This window comes from Streptomyces sp. NPDC001714, from assembly GCF_042892755.1.
In the GTDB taxonomy this organism is placed as follows: domain Bacteria; phylum Actinomycetota; class Actinomycetes; order Streptomycetales; family Streptomycetaceae; genus Streptomyces.
The window spans coordinates 1-18,896 of the sequence record NZ_JBIAUL010000022.1 but is presented as its reverse complement, the minus strand read 5'-3'; the positions used below and the strand labels follow the sequence as shown (position 1 = coordinate 18,896).

18 protein-coding genes and 3 pseudogenes are annotated in these 18,896 nt (G+C 70.3%); 9 read left to right on the top strand and 12 right to left on the bottom strand.

What is annotated here, in order from left to right; translation table 11 throughout:
* The first annotated feature begins 260 nt into the window (after nt 1-260).
* Nucleotides 261-830 (top strand): GNAT family N-acetyltransferase, encoded by a 570-nt coding sequence (locus tag ACFY0P_RS41620; protein ID WP_388925954.1) that lies wholly within the window; start codon nt 261-263, stop codon nt 828-830.
* A 542-nt stretch (nt 831-1,372) separates the two neighbouring features.
* Here the strand turns inward: ACFY0P_RS41620 and ACFY0P_RS41615 are convergent.
* Nucleotides 1,373-2,491 carry an FAD-dependent oxidoreductase gene (locus tag ACFY0P_RS41615; protein WP_388925951.1) on the bottom strand — a complete coding sequence of 373 codons (1,119 nt, stop codon included), beginning with the start codon at nt 2,489-2,491 and terminating at the stop codon, nt 1,373-1,375.
* Nucleotides 2,492-2,544: 53 nt separating this feature from the next.
* Here ACFY0P_RS41615 and ACFY0P_RS41610 point away from each other — a divergent pair, with 53 nt between their 5' ends.
* Entirely contained in the window at nt 2,545-3,237 is a 693-nt protein-coding gene (locus tag ACFY0P_RS41610) for a TetR/AcrR family transcriptional regulator (protein ID WP_388925948.1), read from the top strand.
* 241 nt (nt 3,238-3,478) lie between these two features.
* Here the strand turns inward: ACFY0P_RS41610 and ACFY0P_RS41605 are convergent, their stop codons facing one another.
* A complete protein-coding gene (locus ACFY0P_RS41605) occupies nt 3,479-3,982 on the bottom strand; it encodes a hypothetical protein (protein ID WP_388925945.1) in 504 nt (167 codons plus the stop codon).
* 246 nt (nt 3,983-4,228) lie between these two features.
* On the opposite strand from ACFY0P_RS41605, the pseudogene ACFY0P_RS41600 reads away from it, so the two are divergent.
* A pseudogene (locus tag ACFY0P_RS41600) lies at nt 4,229-4,348 on the top strand (IS5/IS1182 family transposase); the annotation flags it as partial.
* 18 nt (nt 4,349-4,366) lie between these two features.
* Here ACFY0P_RS41600 and ACFY0P_RS41595 read toward each other — a convergent pair.
* Complete coding sequence (locus ACFY0P_RS41595; RefSeq protein WP_388925942.1) at nt 4,367-5,176, bottom strand: class I SAM-dependent methyltransferase; 810 nt, start codon at nt 5,174-5,176, stop codon at nt 4,367-4,369.
* A gap of 699 nt (nt 5,177-5,875) precedes the next feature.
* Between ACFY0P_RS41595 and ACFY0P_RS41590 the strand changes: the two genes are divergently transcribed.
* Together ACFY0P_RS41590 and ACFY0P_RS41585 are read left to right on the top strand one after the other, a co-directional pair.
* Nucleotides 5,876-6,544 (top strand): Type 1 glutamine amidotransferase-like domain-containing protein, encoded by a 669-nt coding sequence (locus ACFY0P_RS41590; RefSeq protein WP_388925939.1) that lies wholly within the window; start codon nt 5,876-5,878, stop codon nt 6,542-6,544.
* A gap of 177 nt (nt 6,545-6,721) precedes the next feature.
* Entirely contained in the window at nt 6,722-7,207 is a 486-nt protein-coding gene (locus tag ACFY0P_RS41585; protein ID WP_388925936.1) for a hemerythrin domain-containing protein, read from the top strand.
* 626 nt (nt 7,208-7,833) lie between these two features.
* Here ACFY0P_RS41585 and ACFY0P_RS41580 read toward each other — a convergent pair.
* From ACFY0P_RS41580 to ACFY0P_RS41570, 3 genes and pseudogenes are all read right to left on the bottom strand, one after another.
* Nucleotides 7,834-8,604: pseudogene (locus tag ACFY0P_RS41580) on the bottom strand (universal stress protein); the annotation flags it as partial.
* Nucleotides 8,605-8,819: 215 nt separating this feature from the next.
* Nucleotides 8,820-9,494 carry a phosphate signaling complex protein PhoU gene (gene phoU, locus ACFY0P_RS41575; protein WP_388925933.1) on the bottom strand — a complete coding sequence of 225 codons (675 nt, stop codon included), beginning with the start codon at nt 9,492-9,494 and terminating at the stop codon, nt 8,820-8,822.
* A gap of 378 nt (nt 9,495-9,872) precedes the next feature.
* The gene (locus ACFY0P_RS41570) at nt 9,873-11,081 is read right to left on the bottom strand and encodes a PP2C family protein-serine/threonine phosphatase (RefSeq protein ID WP_388925930.1); all 1,209 of its coding nucleotides are present in this window, start codon (nt 11,079-11,081) and stop codon (nt 9,873-9,875) included.
* Between the two features lie 314 nt (nt 11,082-11,395).
* On the opposite strand from ACFY0P_RS41570, the gene ACFY0P_RS41565 reads away from it, so the two are divergent.
* A complete protein-coding gene (locus ACFY0P_RS41565; protein WP_388925927.1) occupies nt 11,396-11,521 on the top strand; it encodes a hypothetical protein in 126 nt (41 codons plus the stop codon).
* The gene (locus tag ACFY0P_RS41560) at nt 11,521-12,687 is read left to right on the top strand and encodes a protein-L-isoaspartate(D-aspartate) O-methyltransferase (RefSeq protein ID WP_388925924.1); all 1,167 of its coding nucleotides are present in this window, start codon (nt 11,521-11,523) and stop codon (nt 12,685-12,687) included. The genes ACFY0P_RS41565 and ACFY0P_RS41560 overlap by 1 nt, the downstream gene beginning before the upstream one ends.
* Before the next feature lie 29 nt (nt 12,688-12,716).
* On the opposite strand, the gene ACFY0P_RS41555 is transcribed toward ACFY0P_RS41560, so the two are convergent.
* From ACFY0P_RS41555 to ACFY0P_RS41540, 4 genes and pseudogenes are all read right to left on the bottom strand, one after another.
* Nucleotides 12,717-12,938: a helix-turn-helix transcriptional regulator gene (locus tag ACFY0P_RS41555; protein WP_388925921.1), complete on the bottom strand. Its 222-nt coding sequence runs from the start codon at nt 12,936-12,938 to the stop codon at nt 12,717-12,719.
* A 111-nt stretch (nt 12,939-13,049) separates the two neighbouring features.
* Nucleotides 13,050-13,456: pseudogene (locus ACFY0P_RS41550) on the bottom strand (MarR family winged helix-turn-helix transcriptional regulator).
* Nucleotides 13,457-13,608: 152 nt separating this feature from the next.
* A complete protein-coding gene (locus ACFY0P_RS41545) occupies nt 13,609-14,565 on the bottom strand; it encodes an ornithine cyclodeaminase family protein (protein ID WP_388925918.1) in 957 nt (318 codons plus the stop codon).
* On the bottom strand, nt 14,562-15,332 hold the full coding sequence (locus ACFY0P_RS41540; RefSeq protein ID WP_388925915.1) for an IclR family transcriptional regulator: 771 nt from the start codon (nt 15,330-15,332) through the stop codon (nt 14,562-14,564). Before ACFY0P_RS41540 ends, ACFY0P_RS41545 begins: the two co-directional genes overlap by 4 nt.
* Before the next feature lie 176 nt (nt 15,333-15,508).
* Here ACFY0P_RS41540 and ACFY0P_RS41535 point away from each other — a divergent pair, with 176 nt between their 5' ends.
* Complete coding sequence (locus ACFY0P_RS41535; protein WP_388925912.1) at nt 15,509-16,822, top strand: amidohydrolase family protein; 1,314 nt, start codon at nt 15,509-15,511, stop codon at nt 16,820-16,822.
* Nucleotides 16,823-17,044: 222 nt separating this feature from the next.
* Here the strand turns inward: ACFY0P_RS41535 and ACFY0P_RS41530 are convergent, their stop codons facing one another.
* Nucleotides 17,045-17,605: a hemerythrin domain-containing protein gene (locus tag ACFY0P_RS41530; RefSeq protein ID WP_388925909.1), complete on the bottom strand. Its 561-nt coding sequence runs from the start codon at nt 17,603-17,605 to the stop codon at nt 17,045-17,047.
* Nucleotides 17,606-17,817: 212 nt separating this feature from the next.
* Complete coding sequence (locus ACFY0P_RS41525) at nt 17,818-17,991, bottom strand: hypothetical protein (protein ID WP_388925906.1); 174 nt, start codon at nt 17,989-17,991, stop codon at nt 17,818-17,820.
* 301 nt (nt 17,992-18,292) lie between these two features.
* Here ACFY0P_RS41525 and ACFY0P_RS41520 point away from each other — a divergent pair, with 301 nt between their 5' ends.
* Nucleotides 18,293-18,526, top strand: a complete 234-nt coding sequence (locus ACFY0P_RS41520) for a hypothetical protein (protein ID WP_388925903.1) — start codon at nt 18,293-18,295, stop codon at nt 18,524-18,526.
* The last annotated feature ends 370 nt before the right edge of the window (nt 18,527-18,896 follow it).

Here is an 18,896-nt window from a genome sequence, read left to right as displayed (position 1 = left end):
GTGTTCGAGGGCGCCGGTCCAACGGCGGCCGTGGGCGCGGCGGTCGCCGATGAAACGGAGCAGGCGCGGCGTGGCTCAGCGCTTGTTGGCCGCGGAGGCCCAGTCCCGCGGGATCCCTGAGTGCCCTCCGCTCAGCCGGCGTTGAACGCCTCGGCGACGGTCAGCGTGTCCTCGTACAGGTGCATGCGAACGATCCGGCCGTCCTCGACCACCAGGTGCACCGATCGACACCCTGATCTTGATCGGATTGACTGGATGGCATGACAGAGCTGCGAACTGACCGTCTTCTGCTCCGTCGGTGGCGGGAGTCCGACCTCGAACCGTGGGCGGCTATGAACGCCGATCCTGAAGTCCGAGAACACTTGGGGGGACTGCTGACGCGGGAGCAAAGCGATGCCGCGGTGGCACTCATGCAGGCCGAGTTCGAGGAGCGGGCCTTTGGGTGGTGGGCGCTCGAAGCAAGGGGGACTGGTGAGTTCATCGGCCGTGCCGGTTTGGACGAGGTGGGCAAGGACATGCCGTTCACGGGGGTGGATGTCGGTTGGCGCTTGATGCGTTCGGCGTGGGGGCACGGTTATGCCACTGAGGCTGCCCTGGCCTGTCTGGCTTTCGGCTTCGAGGTCCTCGGGCTGCCGGAGGTGGTGGCGTCGACGACCGTCCACAACCTTCGTTCCCAGGCAGTGATGCGGCGGATCGGCATGACCCGGGATCCGGCCGACGACTTCGAGGATCCGAGCGTGCCCGAGGGGCCGCTTCGCCTGTGTGTCCTGTATCGGATCCCCCGCAGGGATGCTCGCGGGCCGCACCACGCGGCGGGGCGCGACCGGTGACAGCTGTCGTGGGCCGCGCTGTGCCCGGACGATGAGGTATCCCGACGGCGGTGGACTGACGGCCGAGGAACGGTCTCGGCGTGAGCAGGTCCGGCTCGCAGCCGCCGATCTGATCGAGGCCGGGGCAGGTGACCGGGAGGTGACCCGCCGGTTCAGGTGACCCGGATGTCGGCGAACCGGTGGCGGCGGGCACCGGCTGCGGAACAACTCTGTCACCTGGAAGCCGTGCTGGACGCCGGCCCGGTCGCTTCGGGTCCGCCCAGTGCTGGACGCCGGCCAGGAACACTGAGATCGTGCGCCGCCGGTTCGGCGTGGGGTACGCCCTGGCCGGGCTGGGTCGACGATCCGCCGCCTCGTACTCCAGGTCCCCGCCCCCGTGGTCGCCCGCATGCTCGGCTACCACGACGACACCTCCGCCCAACTCGCCGCCGAGGCCGGAGGAACCTGGCGGCACTACGCCCCCGGAGACCGGTCACGGTGACCGCAGTCCCTCGGCGGCTGGGGAAGGCATGACAATTTGGCTGGTGCTCTCCGCTTGGCAGTCAGGATGGCTGGACTTGGTCGAAGAGGGCGAGGGCTGCGGTGGGGTCCGGGCTCACCAGGCGTTCCAGGCCGGCCGTCGTGATCTTCGCCCATCGGCCGGCTCGTGCCCACATCTGTTCCTCGAAGGCGCGGACGGCGTCGTCCGGGTCTCCGGTGCCGGTGGCGAGGGAGTCGGCGAGTTCGGCGCCCTCCAGCATCGCGAGGTTCGCGCCCGCCCCGAGTGGAGGCATCAGATGGGCGGCGTCGCCCAGGAGCGTCACGCCGGGGACGTGGGTCCAGGTGTGGGACACGGGCAGGACGTAGAGGGGGCGGTGGGCGAAGGCGGCGCCGTGGTGGAGGAGGTCGAGGACGGGAGCGGCCCAGCCGTCGAACAGGGCCAGCAGACTCGACCGCACGGCCTTGACGTCGGCCAGGTCCAGGTTTGTGTGCCAGTCCAGCGGCGCGCGGAACTGGGCGTACACCTTGACGTGACCGCCGCTGTTGCGCTGGGCGACGAGCTTTCGGTTCACGCCGTACACGGCCACGGAGCCGTCGCCGATCATCCGGGCGAGGTCGGGGTGGCGGGTGTCGACGTCGTCCAGGGAGGTCTCGACCGTGGTGACGCCGGTGTAGTGCGGAGTCACCGGCGAGACCGCCGGGCGGGTCCGGGACCAGGCGCCGTCCGCGCCGACCACGAGGTCGAACGTCTCCTGCCGCCCGTCCGCGAAATGGACGAGTACGCCGTCCCGGGTCCCCGGTACCACCTGCGTCACGCCCCGCCCCCACCGTACGTCGAGCGGGCCGAGCAGCAGGTCACGGAGGTGCCGGCGGTCGATCTCGGGATTGGCCCGGTCGTCCGGGCGGGGGCGCCAGTCGCGCAGGACGGTCCCGTCCGGGTCCAGGATGCGCATGGCCTGACCCTCGGGGCGGGACAGCGCCTGGAACTCCGACAGCAGCCCCGCCTTGTCCAGCGCGAGCTGGCCCAGCCCTTCGTGCAGGTCCAGCGTGCCGCCCGGGGGACGCGTGTCGGGGGCGGGATCGCGTTCGAGGACGGTGACGGGGTAGTCATGGCGGTGCAGGACACGGGCGAAGGTGAGGCCGCCAGGGCCACTGCCCACCACGGCGATGCGCTGTCTCATGTCGATACACTGTATTTTCTCGGTACGGTGCATGGCAACCGTACGATGTGACCATGACTGTCTGGGACCGGCCGGAGCCGCCGACTCGCCCTGTGCCTCTCGACCGGGAGCGGATCGTCGCCGCCGCCGTCGCGCTGGCCGACGAGGGCGGGCTGGAGGCGGTGTCCGTGCGCAAGGTCGCCGCCCGGCTGAACGCCGGCCCGATGCGGCTGTACGGATACATCTCCACCAAGGAGGAGCTGTTCGACCTCATGGTGGACGAGGTCCAGGGCGAGATCCTCCCCGAGGAGCAGCCGGGTGACTGGCGGGAGGCGCTGCGCGTCCTCGCCCACCGCACCAGGCAGGCCGCCCTCCGCCATGAATGGCTGGCCGACCTGCTCGGCGGCCGCCCGGCCCTGGGCCCGAACGGCCTCGCCGTGACCGAGGCCACGCTGGCCACCCTCGACGGCCTCGCCGACGTCGACACCGTCATGCGGGCCGTGGAGACGGTCAGCGCATACTGGACCGGCGCGATCAGGCGCGAGATCGCGAACCTGCGGGCGGAGCGCGCCACGGGCCTGTCCAAGCGCGACTGGCAGCGCGCTCACGGCCCGCATGTGACGAGGATGCTGGCCACGGGCCGCTTCCCGGCGCTGGCCAAGGCCGTGCACGACGGGACGGACGTGGACGCCGAGACATCCTTCGCGACCGGCCTGGACTGGGTCCTCGACGCCGTGGCCGCCAAACTCACCCTGCCATCGGCGTGACGCTCGCCCCTGCCGAAGGTGAGCGAGGTCGAGGTCGGTGTCCACGGCCGTGCGGGCGGTCCGTCGGTCCCCTTTCGCGGCGGGTGAATGGCGGGTAAACCGGGTCACCGGTCAGCGCGGAACAGCGAGAGGTGCGGGCAGGACCTTGACCGGAACCCGATCGGAAATTACCCACAGTGACAATGGTCTAGTGCTGTAGCGGCAGTTGAGCTGGGTGCGCGCGGAAGACTCGTCGAATCGATCAGCCGGTGCTGGACCTGTGCACGGCCTGTTCCCAAAGGTCCAGTCCCGCGCGGAGGAGTTCACGCACGGCCGCGGTCTCCTCCGCCGTCCAGGCTCCGTCGCCGGCGGTCGGTTCGAGAGCTTCGCCGCCGAAAATCTTTTCGTAGGCGCTGTTGTGGATCGATCCTTGGGAGGGAAGGGGTGGGCCGGCCTTCAGGCTGTGGGAGAGGTCTTCGAAGAAGTTCCAGGCGTCCAGCAGCAGTCCTGCCGGGACTGAGCCAAGGCTGGGGTGCTCGACCCACCGCCGTATGACGCTCAGATCGAGAGTGCCTCCGCCCTCCCGGACGAGCTCCCAGCCGTTGCGATCACAGTATTCCTGCAGCGTCTTGAGGTCATGGAACGCGAGGAGCCTTCCAAGTTCGTCAACGACGAGCTCATCGGCGGCATCGCCCGCTCCCGGCCGCCAGATCAGCGTCAGGTCACCTCTCCTGGCCGCGATTCGGTACGGATAACAGTCAGCCATGCGGGGTCTCCCTGGTGCTGCGGCGGCACTTGCCAGATGGGGCATTTTGCCTGCAATGATCGTCGTGTGGTGACTTCGTATCAGGTGGAGCTGCGGGGTGCGGAGCTGGCAGGTCTGGGGCCGCGGATCGCTGGGCGTTTCGAGCGGTCGGAGCCGGGGGCGACGGCGGTCGCCTATGTGAGCCGGTCCGCAGTTGATCGTGGCCTCAAGGGCCTCTGGCGTCGGCATGCATGGAAGCACGACACCGGCTTCGTCGTGCTGCCCCGCCGCTTGGTCGTCGAACGCGGCCTTGCCTGGATGAAGCGCGCCCGACGTCACGCGACGGACTGCGAACGGTTGATTCAGCACTCGGAAACGCTGATCACCCACGTGGGCAGGGCGACGTCAAGCCTGGCCATGTGCGATCAGGGCTGCGTGAGGCAAGACCAGTACACCGCCCGGACCGGTGAACTCCGCGCACAACGACTCAAAGTGGCTTCTGATCTGGTCAATGACCACCGGGTTCTGACTTGTCACGATCCGGCCGATCGTCGCCACTCCGGCGGCTGGTCCGCTCCACCACTCCTCAGCAGTTGTCTGGTGGTCCCAGGTCACGGTGTCGCAGACGACGTCCGTCAGACCCGCCTCACCGAGCAGGACGGCGAGGCCCTGTTCGGTACGGGGGAAGTCGTCTTCGGGAGCAAGAGCCGGCAGGTGAGCCGGACGGGTGACGCCTGCCGCTTGGACAGCCCTGCCCAGTAGCGTCTGCCCGGCGGCCGCGGGAGCCCTCCAGACAGTGACGGCCATCCGGCCGCCAGGACGCGTCACCCGTCGCAACTCCGCCAGGGCTTGCCGAGGCCGTCCGACATGGTTGAGGACGAAGTTGCCGACCGTGGCGTCGAACTCGTCGTCGGCAAACGGCAGCTGGGGCAGTGCGGCAAGCCGTACGTCGGCTTCCGGAGCCGCCAGCGCGGCCCGGGCGACCATGCCAGGTTCGGCGTCCACCGCCGTCACCTCCGCTCCCCGCCCATACGCAAGTGCGGCGGCGGTGCCCGTACCCGTCCCCACATCGAGGACCCGCACACTCTCCCTGACTCCAGCAGCGTCGAGGAGCTCAGGCACCGGATATGCGCAGAGCTTGGCAAAACTCGCAGCATAGGCATCGGCCCGCCCCGCCCACGCCTGCCGCTCGGACTCGTCGAACGCCGTCTGCATTACTCGTCCCCTCCCCAGAACACCTCCGCCGCGACATCAATCCTGCGGAGCCGACGCCAACCCGTATCTGATCAACAGCGACCGGAGACCAGAAACACACACTGGCCGGGTTGCGAGGTTCCACTGTCGCGGCCTGGCGCGCAACCCTGCGCAACACGCCGTGACAGCGATGGCCTGGACCGTTGCCGGAACGCGGGCCACCATCGTCATCGTCTGCCCGATGTCGTACCAGAGCGCTCGTCCCCGCAGCGGCGCCTGGACAAGACGACGGGTCAGGTCTGGATGCTCGAGGTCGAACGCCCACATCCACCCATGCCGGGTCTCGATCTGGAGCCACAAGGGGATACCGAAGTACGGATCCGTCGCGGGTTGAGCCGTGCCGGCGGAGAGCGCGACACGACGGCCGCTCCACACCCGGGACAGTCCGCAGCCACGACAGACCAGACGCCGGGGCCTGAACGAGATCCGTCCCCGGGATCAGATCCTCCGGGTGCTCGGATGACCCGGGCGGCCTTCTCACGACCAGGACGGCGCATCCCGATTCGGCCACTCACACTCAGGCCCGCCGGCTGCACCGTCAAGGCCGGCCCGAGGCCGAAGAACAAGCCGGGTGCCTGTTCCTGATGCAGCCGTTCCATGACAGTTCCGGCAGATCCTGGAGTCGTTGCGCCAGCCCGTCAGTCGTGCTTGGCTCACCCGATGAACTTTCTGCTGACGGCGAGTGGCCTGCGCAACGAGACGCTGCGGGATGCGCTGCGGGACATGCTGGGAAAGCCGTTCGGGTCGGCGAACGTCGTGTACGTTCCCACGGCATCCGTCGCCGAGCCCGGGGACCACGGGTGGCTCGTCGCGGACCTGAACCGGCTGCACGGCCTCGGCTGGCGGGAGTTCGACATCCTGGAGCTGAACGGCCTGCCCCGGCAGATGGTGCTGGACCGACTGCTCAACGCCGACGTCATCTATGTCGGGGGCGGCAGCCACTACCACCTCGCGCGCAGCATCACCGGCAACGGCCTGGCCGACGGCTTCCTGGAGGCGCTGGAGAGCCGGGTCTATGTGGGGCTCAGCGCCGGATCAATGATCTTCAGCCGTCATCTCACCGCACACTCCGCCGACGTCATCGGGGACACCAGGGACCTCCACGTGCTCGGCGCGACGACCGTGGAGCCGCCGTTCGGCCTCTTCGACTGGTACCTCAAGCCCCACCTCTACTCGCCGGATTTCCCCGAGCGGGACGACGCCTGGGCCGATCGCATCGCTGCACGGGCGGACTTCCCGATCTACTTCATCGACGACGAGACGGCCGTTCGCGTCAGGGACGACAAGGTGGATGTCATTTCTGAAGGCCGCTGGCGGTTCCATCCGTGACTCCACGACACCCGGCCGTGCCGTGTCCGAGTACGTGCTCCTGATCAGTGGTGCTTGGGCCGACCGGGCAACCTGCTTGCTGTTCCACGGCGTCGCGTGATCGGATGGCGGCAGCATCGCGTGCCGGTGACGGTCTGCGTCAGGCATGGAGGTGCGGAATCGAAGGGGCGGCCATCCATGGCTTCCCGTGACGGCGACCGTGCAGTCGCCTTGAGCCGGCAACTTGCGCTGGCGCATGAAGAACTGCGTCGCCAGATCCGTGAGATCAGGACAGGTCTCAGACACCGGCCGTTGGGTGACGACGTGCTGCTCACCCATTGCCTGGCTTTCTGCACCGCGTTGACCTCGCACCATCAGGGTGAGGACAACGGGATGTTCGCCCAATTGCTCCGGGAACGCCCGGATCTCGCCGCGACGATCGCGAATCTCGTCGAGGACCATGCACTGATCTCCTCGATCCTGTCCCGGATGAGCGAACTCGGCGACCGGGCTGCCGAACCGCGTGGCCCCACCCTGGAAGCGATCGGGCGTGAACTCGACGGACTGGCGGCGATCATGGAATCCCACTTCAGATACGAAGAGCGGACGATCGGTGAGGCGCTCGACGACGGGACACCTGACACGGACTGGCCCGACATCGTGTTCGGGTTCGGTATGACATGACATGACATGACTCGGCGCGGACCGGAGAACCGAGCCGAGCCGGGTCAGTCGACCTCCGCCCCTGTGACCAGCGCATCGATCGCCCCACGCAGTGCGGCCAGTTCGGCCGGGGTGGGATCGGCCGGTTCGTGCGGTACCAGCGCAGCGGGGTTCACCACGGGGGTGGTGCCCTCGGGGCCGGGGGCACCCATGGCGCGGGCCAGGGGCACGCTCATGTCGGGCAGTTGGGCGCTGAGGTCGTCGCCGAGCCTCCGGAGCGCGGCCGCGAGCGGCGGCGACGGGAAGGGGAAGTCCGCGGGCAGCAGTCCGGCCTGCCGGGTGTGGTCGTCGCCGCGGAAGTCCAGGACCCAGTCCTCCCAGCCCGGCAACGGCCAGTTGTGGACGCCGGCCACGGTCTGCACCGCCCAGAGCGAGACGGTGCGGGCCAGCGGGTCGAAATGGACGCCGCCGTACGGCATATCGGTGAGCGGGGGAGTGGCTGACGACGCGGAGAGCAGGTCGATCAGGCGGGGGCCGGCGGCAAGGTGCTCGACGGGCTCCCAGCCGCTGCCCCACGCGCGGACGCTTCCGTCGGGCAGCCGCAGGGAGGCGACGGAGCAGGGCTCGGTGTACTCATCCGGCCGCTCGCGGAGCTCGACGAGTGTCGACGCGGTCAGCGGAAGCGGCGCGTCGGCCGGGTCGACCAGGACGACCGTGCAGGTCGCGGCGTGGGCGAGCGCGGTGGTGAGGCTGCCGTCGGCGAACTGGGCGAGCGGCCCGCGCGGTGAGCGGCCCACGGCCACGGCACGGGCGTGGACCTCGGCGGCATGCCGGGCGAGGACCCGGCCGGCGGCGGCGTGGTCGCCGACGCTGTCCAGGATCTGGCCGGTGGCGGCGAACCCCTGGGCGGCGAGCCGGTCGAGATGGGCGACGACCGCGGCCCGGGCCTCGTCGGGGGTCTCGGTGTCCGCCGCCAGCTCCTCGACGACGGCGGTCCGCTGGACGTGCACCACCTCCAACGGGCTGCCGGTGTCCCGCGCGAGCCGGGCGGCGGCGTCCACGATGGCCGCGGCCTGCTGGTGGGCGCCGACGGCCACGACGACCGGACCCGTGCCGGCCGAGGCCTGGCGCCCGACGGGTGTGAGCGTGGGGACGGCCGGCTCGCCTTCGGCCAGGCGGGCCTCCGCGTCCCGCAGCAGCCGGTGCCCGCCGGCCAGCACGGGGATCGCCAGCAGGAAGGTGCCTGCGCCCAGGTAGAACGGCACGCTGAGGTCGGTCGCGTCGGCCAGCTTCCCGGCGACGTACGGGGCCAGGCCGCCGCCGATGAACCGCAGGAAGCCGTAGGCGGAGGAGGCGACGGGACGCTCGACCGGCGAGACGACCATCACCGCCTGTGTGGTGAGGGTGTTGTTGACGCCGGGACATCGGTGACCGCGCAGCAACTTGGCCGATCTGCGGTTGCGGTCATCCGGCGGCATGCCGATCGTCGGGAGCAGGCTTAACCAGCCGGAGCGGGCGTAACCTGGAAACGCGGAGGTCCCAGGAACAGTGATGTGGTCCGGGCCTCCGTTCGTGAGCCCGGCCAGCCCTATGCCAGCCGGGTTTCCCTGCGTCGCGAGTGCCCTGGGATCGGTCAGGCGATCGTGGGCGGTTCGGTTAGCAGGTCGTCCGCCTGCTCACCGGTAACGAGGAAGACCACACGTCGGGCTACCGCCACAGCGTGATCGCCGAAGCGCTCGTAGTAGCGGCCTATAAGCGTCGTATCGACCGCTGTCTCGACCCCGTGATGCCACCGGTCGTCCATAAGGTGCTGGAAGATCGCACGGTGCAGTTCATCCATGCGGTCGTCGTCCCGCTCCATCTGAAGCGCCGCGTCCACGTCGCGGGTGATGAGCACCTCGGCGGTCTGGGCCATCAGACGCTGTGCAAGCTGGCCCATTTCCAGGATCGTGCGGCGCAAGTCACGCGGAATCGCCCGATCGGGATAGCGCAGCCGGGCCAGCTTGGCCACGTGCTGGGCGAGATCTCCCGACCGTTCGAGATCGGCACTCATACGCAGAGAGGTGACCACGATCCGTAGGTCTGTGGCGACCGGCTGTTGCCGCGCCAACAGTGCGATCGCGCGGTCCTCCAAGTCGCGCTGTAGACCATCGACCTCCGCATCACCTGATATCACGTTCTCGGCGACTTGTAGATCGCCATCGAGGAGGGCGGTGGTGGCACGGCCGATGGCCGAGCCGACGAGGTTCGCCATCTCTATGAGCCCATCAGTGATCGACTCCAGTTCCTCGTGGTAGTGCTCACGCATCGCGTGCCTCCCGCGTCGTCACCCGTTCCCTAGCCTCTGCCGTCGGTCAGATTCGCACACCTTATGTAGGGGCAGGTGAGTCACTCATCCTCCGGCACTACCAAGGGCGGCGACTTCGACCGTCAGGCGGCGACCGGGTTCCCCAGCCGTACCGCGCTGTCCCAGCGCTACGCGGGCAAACTATCGCTGACCGGCACAGGTGCTGGTTGTGGCCCCCAGCGATAGGTGGCTAGAGAGGCTGGAAAGTGCGCTGGTGGGCGGTCGGCGCTCAATGGCGGTTGGCCATTTTGCTCAGAGATAGTTGGCGATCGGGGCCCCGACTTCGATGTGGCGCGTTGGCGGGGTTCGCCACCTATTTCGCTCAGCTGGTGGTGCATGTCATAGACGGAGGACGATCAGGGCGATGTCGTCGCGGGCGCCGCTGCTGACGCCGAGGTGCGCGAGCAGGGCGTCGGCGAGGTGTTCGGGGCTGTGGCGGGCATAGCGGGCGAGCGCGTCGGTGAGGCGTTGGAGGCCGGCGTCGATGTCCTCGCCGCGGCGTTCGATGAGGCCGTCGGTGTAGAGCACGAAGGTGTCGCCGGGAGTGAAGGTCAGGTCGGCCTGAGGGCGGGGGACGGGTTCGGGGCGGGCGCCCAGCGGAGGGTCGGTGGCTTGATCGAGCAAGTCGTAGGTGCCGTCAGGGTGGACCAGCACGGGTGGCGGGTGGCCGGCGCAGCTGTACGTAATGCGGCGAGCGTGGCTGTCGACGACGGCTTGGACGACGGTGGTGGCCAGCGCGCCCTCCACGTAGCGTGCATACAGGCCGAGGCAGTCCAAGGCCCTCGCTGGCCCGTCCACGGCGCGGATGGAGGCGGACAGTGCGCTACGGAGCATGCCCATGACGGTGGCTGCCTCCAGGCCATGGCCGACGACGTCGCCGACCGCGACGGCGAATCTGTTCTCGGGCAGGTCGACCACTTCGTACCAGTCGCCGCACACGTTCAGTGACCCGGCGGCGGGCAGGTAGCGCACCGCGGTGTCCCGGTGCCGGGCCAGGTGAGGCGAGCGGAGCATCGCCTCCTGCAAGGTGAGGGCGACCTGGCGGTCCCGGGCGTTGGCTTGGCGCAGTTCCTCGTTCAACCGCTGGAGTTCGCGCGCCCGCTCGAACAGTTCGGCCTCTATCGCCTCCATGTTGCTGAACACCCTGCCTTCTCGCGGGCGGGGGTGGGAGAGGAGGAACTCGGTCACGTCCTCCCCCCGGTGGATGATCCACGCCACCTGTCCGTCCGGCCCGAGCACTGGGGTGTTGATCGCGGACCACCACCGCTCCTCGAACATGCCCGGCTGGTCGGCGACGGGAATGTCGTACTTCTGCACCGCCACCGCGTCCGTCTCCTTCGTGCGCAAGACGCGGTGCAGGGAGTCATGCAGAATCCGCACCCCCTCAGCGCCCGGGTCCGCCGGATTTTCAGGGAAGGCGTCGAAGAGGTATCGGCCGAGCAGATCCTCCCGGGTGCGGCCGGTCACCCGGCAAGCCGCGTCGTTGACGTCGGCGATCACCAGGTCTGGGCCCAGCACCATATAGGGGCTGGGGGTGACCGCGAACAACGCCTGGTAGTCGATCCCCGGTCTCGCTACATGCTGTGGCCGTGCACCCTCATCAGGGGTGCCCTCGTCCCTCACTCCTACGTTTTATCGCGCCCTTACGCCCCCGGCACCTGGACAGACTGCCGGCCCTCGGCCCGTCAGCCCCTGCCAGGTGACCCGGGGCGACAGCCTCTAGGGACCGCGCGAGCGCCCAGGACAAACCACCAGGGCACCCTTGCGGCCAAGTAGCACTGAGACTGGCCAACTATCGCTGAGAGTCACAGTTCACCCCATCGGGAAGGGCCACGATGAGACGGACCGTCGAGGGAGTCGGCATGGAGATGAAGCACCTCGCGAACGGTGGCGGAGGAGAGGGCGACGGCGACGGCCTGCCCGGCGAGCCGTGGCCAGGGCCGTCCGACCCGCCGTCCCCCGACGGTGGCCCGCGGTTCATCGGCTGATGGCGCAGACCGTCATGTCGGAGGAGCGGGCCGGACTGGCCCGCTACCTCCTGAGTGCTGGGGCCATGCTCCCCGACTGGCAGCCCTCGTTCGCAGCCGTGCCGAGAGCCAGCTTCCTGCCTGACGTCATCTGGCCGTTCGACATGGACGCCCGGCGGCCCGTCGAGGTCGACCGGCGCAAGGACCCGGAGACGTGGCACCGGTATGCCTACGAGGACATCCCGATCGTCACCCAGTGGGACGACGGCGCCGGGACGGGCCCCGACGGTGAGTCGACCTCGTCGGCGTCGATGCCCTCGGTGGTCTTCCGCATGCTGGCGGACCTGGTCGTAGAGCCCGGGCACAAGGTGCTGGAGATCGGTACGGGCACCGGGTGGAACTGCGGGCTGCTCGCGCACCGCCTGGGCCCGGACCACGTCACCAGCATTGAGATCGATGCCAAGGTGGCGGACGCCGCCCGGGACTGCCTTGGTGCGCGCAACCTGCTGGGCACCGTTCTCACACGGGACGGCGCGCTCGGGGACCCGGCCGGAGCACCGTACGACCGGATCATCGCCACGGCCGGCCTGCGGCGCATCCCGGCAGCGTGGCTGGAGCAGCTGCGTCTCGACGGGATGATCGTGTCCCCATGGGGCACCGACTACAGCAACGGGGACGCCATCGCCCGGCTCTGCCGAAGCGAGCACGGTGTCGAGGGCCGGTTCACGCGGGCCGCGGAGTTCATGAAGCTCCGGGCGCAGCGGCGCCACTTCGACGGGCACGCGGTCTACGTCCCGGCCGGCGGCATCGCCAGTGCTGACCGGTCGACGACGAAGGTCACGGAGGCCGACCTGCTCGGCGAGAACCGTTTCGACGCCCGGACGTTCGCCATCGGCCTGCACGTGCGCAACTGCTACCAGGTGCCGGCCGCCAGCCGCGGTGGCGACCGGCCGGTCTGGTTCTACGGGCTGGACGACCGCTCCTGGGCGTGCGTGATGTTCCGCGAGATCGGGGACACAGACGTCTGGCAGTCCGGACCGCGCCGACTGTGGGACGAAGTTGAGAGTGCCCTGCACTGGTGGCCGGATCTCGGCGAGCCTGACTACGACCGGTTCGGGCTCACGGTGACGTGGGATGGCGAGCACCTGGCGTGGCTGGACTCACCGGAGGCGTCCTGGCCGGTGTGAACCAGCGGCCGACTGGCCCCGTCCGTCCGCTACTCCTGTGGCGGCCTGGCGGGGCCTTCTGGTGGGCCGCTGATGAGCACGTCCACGTCTTCGCGGAGGGCGGCGGCGATGCGGATGAGTTCGCTGTAGCGCGGGTCGCCTTCGCCGGATTCGATGCGCTGGATGGTGCGCCGGCTGATGCCGGTCTTGTCGGCGAGCTGCTCCTGACTGATCTCCAACGGAGCCCGAAGGTCCGCGATGTACTCGCCCAATCTGAGACGGACGGAATGGGCGGGACGGCCGGAATGGACGGGAACGGATGGCCTGGACGGGGCGGATGCCGGAGGGCGTTGCTCCTGGCGGCGCGCAGGTTCGCGGGCGCCTCAGTCGCGTGCCCGGCGTTCCTCGATCGCGCGGGCCAGGGCGGGCAGGGCGAGCCGTACGGCCCGTTGTTCCGGCTCGGTCAGTTCCTCGATCAGCTCCTGCAGGGCATGGGTGCGTTCGGCGCGGCGCCGCCGGAACACGTCGAGGCCGGTCGCGGTGATCTCCACGAGGACACCCCGCCCGTCGGTTTGCTGTCGGCGTTCCGTGCCACCAGCCCCGCGCGCTCCAGCCGGCCGATGAGCTGGGTCATCCCCGGCTGTGAGACGCCTTCGGCTCGGGCCAGTTCGGTCAGCCGCAGCGGACCCTCCCGGCCCAGCCGGGCCAGCGCCGAGGAGGCGGCGGTGCTCAGGCCACCGGCGGTGGCGCTGTGCCGTACATGCCGTACCAACTGCTCGACGGCGGCCATCAGTTGCTCCGGGGCCCCGGAGAGACCAGCCTCGCCGCCCGGTCGGCCGTCGGCGGCCCGCTCTTCGATCCGGTTGTCCATAACCGCTTTATGCATCTAGATGTACTGTGAAACAAAGAGTCTTGTCGAAGCAGGACGGTCCCGGCGGTCCGTCACAGGTCCACCCGCACCCCCGACCCGCGCGCCCGTGCCACGTCGTAGGCCACCCGGACCGCCGCGACGTCCAGCGCCGCGTGCCCGGTGGACTTGAAGACCGTGAGGGCCTCGGTGTCGCCGTCCCGCCCCGGATGGTCGCCGGCGAGGACGGAGCCGAGGAGGGTGACGGGCCGTCCCGGGGGCAGGTCCTGGAGTTCGTGGGCGCCCGCCGGCGGCGGCGATGCGGCCGCGCCGGTCCACTCGGCGAACAGGGCCGCGTCCCGCACCGTGCCGGGGTCCAGCTCGGGCCCGTGCGAGCCGCCGACCGAGGAGACATGAGTACCCGGGGAGAGCCACTCCCGGCGGACGACGGGAGCGGTGGCGCCGGTGCAGCAGAACACCACGTCGGCCGTGCGCACCGCGTCCTCGATGCCCGTGGCGACCCGCGCACCCGGGAACAGCACGGCCGCCTCACCCGCCCGCACCGGGTCACGGCCGGCCACGGCGACCTCCGCCTCCGGCCGGACGGCGGCGAGCAACGCCAACTGGGCGCGCGCCTGCGCCCCCGTCCCCACCACCGCCACCCGTTCCAGACCCGGCCGTGCGGCCAGGGCCAGCGCGCTCCGCGTGGCGGACGCCGCCGTCCGGACCTCGGTCAGCGCCTCGGCGTCCACCAGTGCGAGAGCCTGCCCGTCGTGCTCGTCGAACAGGACCACGAGCCCGCGGTGGAAACTCCGTCCGGGGTGGGACGGATCCGCGGTCACGGTCACCAGCTTCGCGGCCAGGCCCAGCCCGGTGACGTACCCGGGCATCGCGCCCAGCAGGCCGGCCGGCGTCAGGGCGGCGATCCGCGGCGGAACGGAGACCTCGCCACGGGCGACGGCGACGAGCGCCCGGCCCACCGCTTCGAGCACGGCGGCCGGCTCCAGCGCGGCGGCCGTCTGCCGGCGGTCCAGCACCAGCACACCGCTCACCGGCCCGCCTCCGCTCCGTCTACGGTCAGCGCCGCCACCAGTTCATCGGCGGCCGCGGTCAACTCCCGCTCCACGGCGGCCAGTTTCGGGCCGTCGAACTCAGACTCCGGCCCCACGACCGTCAGTGCGCACACCGGTGCCCCGGGGGCGGGCACGACCGCCCGGCTGACGGAGGCCACCAGCTTGTCGTTACGGCCGTGCTCCACAGCGACACCGGTCCGAGCCACCTCGGCCAGCTCCCGCGTGAGGTCCGTGAGGTCCGGGTCGTCCCCGGGCAGCCTGCCCAACCACCGCTTGCGCGCCTCCGGTTCGAGCGCGGCGACCAGGGCCTGCGGCCCGGCGAACCGTCGTACGGGCAGCAGTTCGCCGCGCAGATGGCTGATCATGGCGAGCCGTTCGGGTCTGACCACGTCGATCACCCGGCCGCCGCCCTCCTCCAGCACCTGGAGGTTGACCATCATCGAGGTCGTGGCCGACAACCGCTCCAGCACCGGACGGGCCAGCGCGGTCAGCGAGTTGCCCGCGGCCGACGCGGACATCCGCAGCACGGCGGCGCCCGGCAGATAGCGGTCACCGGCCCGCAGTACCCAGCCCCGCCGGACCAGGTCCAGCAGGATCCGGTAGGCGGTGGCGCGGTGCAGTCCGACCTCGGCGGCGAGGTCGGTCAGCCGCACGGGGTGCGGCGCGCGTGAAACGGCCTCGACCAGGTCGAGGGCCTTGTCCACGGCCGACCGGGGCGGCCCCGGGGCGACGGATGCGTCGGGCATGACGGTGGCTCTTCCCTCTCGTCCCCGGTACCGCGACGACCGCGGCCCGGCGCGTCCTGTCCGGTACGGGCCCTTGCGCCGGTCTGCCGGCTGCAGAGTACAGTTACCTGGGTTTTCGCCACACGATACAGCTGTTACGCACAGCGTAACAAAGCCCAGCGGACCGAAGGGTGACCATGACCGACCTGCCCCCGGGCGCCCCGACCCCCTGGGCCGCTCCGCCCGCCGGAACCGTCACGGTCTACCGCGGCGCCACCCTCTTCGACGGCACTGGCGGCCCGCTGCGGCCGAACACCACGATCGTCACCGACGGCGCCCGCCTGCACACCGTCGCCGACGACGCCGACCCGCTGCCCCCGCACGCCGCCGACGCCCCCCGGGTCGACCTCGACGGACGGTTCGTCGTCCCCGGCCTCATCGACACCCACCAGCACCTGGCCACCCCGCCCGACCGGCCCGTCGCCGAAGCGGTGCTCCGCCGTCTGGTGCACAGCGGGGTCACCGCCGTCCGCGACATGGCCGACGACCTGCGCCACATCGGCGACCTCGCCCGGGCCACCCTGGTCGGCGAGATCCCCGGCCCGGACATCCGCTACGCCGCCCTCATGGCCGGGCCCTCCTTCTTCGACGACCCCCGCACCCACGAGGTCTCCCGCGGCGCCGTTCCCGGCGCCGTCCCCTGGATGCAGGCCGTCACCCCCGACACCGACCTGCCCATCGCCGTCGCCCTCGCCCGCGGCACCCACGCCGCCGCGATCAAGGTCTACGCCGACCTGGACGCCGCGACCGTCGCAGCCGTCACCGCCGAGGCACACCGCCAGGGCATCGCCGTCTGGGCGCACGCCACCGTCTTCCCGGCCGCGCCCGGCGAGGTCGTCGCAGCGGGCGTCGACAGCGTCTCCCACGTCACCCTGCTCGCCTTCGAGGGCCCCATCGGTCCCCTCAGCAGCTACAAGACCAAACCGCCTGTCGACCACGACCGTTTCGCTGCGGGCGACGACCCGCAACTGGCTGCCCTCTTCGCAGAGATGCGCCGCCGGGGCACGGTCCTGGACGCCACCGCGTCGATGTGGACCAGCGACGAACTCCGCGGCGACACCGTCGAATCCATTGAACGGGCCGCCCGCAACGCCGAGTTGGCCGCCGCCGTCACCGCCCAGGCGTACCGCGCCGGAGTCGCGGTCTGCACCGGCACCGACCACGAGACCGACCCCGGGGACCCCTTCCCCGCCCTGTACGGCGAACTCGCCTTCCTCGCCGACCGCTGCGGCATCCCCGCCGCCGACGTCCTGCGCTCGGCCACCCTCGTCGGCGCCCGCGCCGCCGGCACCGAGGCGGACATGGGCACCGTCGAACCCGGCAAACTCGCCAACTTCGCCGTCCTGGACGAGAACCCCCTCCAGGACATCGGCAACCTGCGCACCATCACGTACACCGTCAGGCGCGGACACCGCTTCGACCGCGCCGAGTTCGAGAAGGACGCCCAGTGACCGACACCGCCACGGTCGGTCCCTCGGGAGCGTGCTCGCCAGTGTCCGGCAGCTCGGTCCCGCGAGCTGTGTCGCGGGGCCGCGCTGCCCCGCTTGGGACCCCACAGCGTGTTCAGCCGAACCCGAAGAGAGACTGAGCCTCGTCACGGCCCGCCGCGCGCCCGGACTCCTGATCGGGAACCCGGGCGGGAGCCGCCCGGCCCGCAACCGGCTCCTGCGGGGTCAGGACTTGCCGCGGCCTGTGATGAGGTCGCGGGCCCGGTCCACCAGGCCGGCGCCCGGGGCCAGGAGCTTGTTGGCGGGCGGGGTGGTTGGGGCCGAGGGATGCGGGCGGGTCGGGGCCATGGACTTGGCCCGGCGGATCTTGTCCCCGAGGTCGTTCAGCGTCTCCGCCGTACATGCCTGCCGCAGCGCGGGGAAGAGGTTGTCCTCCTCGTCCTGGACATGGGCCGAGACCTCGTCCATGAGCTGCTGCAGCAACGGGCCCATCTTCGGGTCGTCGGTGTCCTTCTTCTCCAGCTCCTTGAGGAGCTTCTCGACCCGGCCGTGGTCCGCGATCTCCTTGTCCGCGATGCGGTCGCCGCCTGCGATGTGCTCGCGCACCGCCGGGTAGAGGTACTCCTCCTCGGCGATCGAATGCCGTACGAGTTCGATGGTGACCTCGTCCACGACGTCACGGAGTTCCTGCCCGCCGGCCGGCATCGCCTGGATGCGGGCGAACATCTCCTCGACCTCCCGGTGGTCCGTCATCAGTTCCGCGATCGCGTCTCCGCCATGCCCCATCGTCTGTCCGCCCCTCGCTGGTCATGTCCGGGCCGGGTGGGTCCCGCCCAGCTGACAGTGGTTCCCTGTTCGGACGGGACCTCCCGCCGCTCCGGGCGATGTCCACCCGGTCGGGTGCCGCCGCCGTTCGGGAACCGGCGTCCGACCGTGCGCACGACAGGGTGACAGAGCGCTGGTGACAGAGCACTACCGGCGTGCGCGTGCGAAAGCGGTCAGTCCTCGCCCCGTACGACGTTCCAGTCGTCTCCCTGCCGCAACCGTCCCGCGCTGTTGTCGAGCGTCGCGCGCAGACAGGTGCGTACGGCTTTCCCGCGCAGGCGGCGTGCCTTCGCCCAGCCCGTTTCGGGTCGGCGAACGGCGGTTCGGTCGCCGGCTTCCGCAGTCACGGCGGTTCATCTTCCTTCTGAGTCCGGCCTGTTGAGGTCCGGTTCATCCGTCCTGTCCCCGTTGCCCCTCTCGTCCCGGGTGTCCAAGGGGTCCGGTGTGAAACCCGGGTCGTGGGCGGTGAGCAGGTCCTCGACGGCCAGGCCACGGCGGCTGAACGGTCAGGTCCCCCGCAACGCCGACGAGGTTGTCGGTCGGCTCCCCGTGGTGCGTCGTGTCCCTCCGGGGTACTCGACCGGTCCGGACGACAATGCCGGCGGGCCAAGCGCCCGCTTCGACACCACGGAATGGAGTGATGCGACGATGGCCAGTGCCACGGAGACCGGAGGCATCACCGGAACCCAGGACAAGGACTACAACCTTCTCTGGTACGTCGAGAGCTGCCTGGAGAACGCCCTCCGGCTGGACACCTACATCAAGGACGCCGAGCGGGCGAAGGACGAGCAACTGGTCGAGTTGTTCACCAAGGCACAGGCGGACAGCCGTAAGGGCGCAGACCTGGGCAAGGCTCTGCTGCGCAGCCGCCTGGCCGGCTGATTCCAGGCAGGCGGGGCTCTCGCCCGGCTCGCGCGGCTCAACCCGCCGAAGGCTGGCAGCGAGGCCCCTGAAACAGGGCCCTGGAGGACTCCGGGGCCCGTCCGCACTTCATTCGGACTGCCGGCCCGAACAACTTGATCTCCGGTTCGGCAGTCCGTTCGCCTGTCGTCCGCCCCGCCACAAGGACGAGTCAGCAGCACCTGGCGCCATCTTCCTGCCCGCCGCGGGTATCCGTCCGCGATGTGGTGGCGAGTCTCGCCCGAGACCGGGTATGAGGCTTGTCCGGACGTGACGAGTGGCGGAGGACGGCGTGGACTGGGGTCGGTTCGCGGAGCAGATGGCGTCGATGGCGCGGGATCTTCTGGCACAG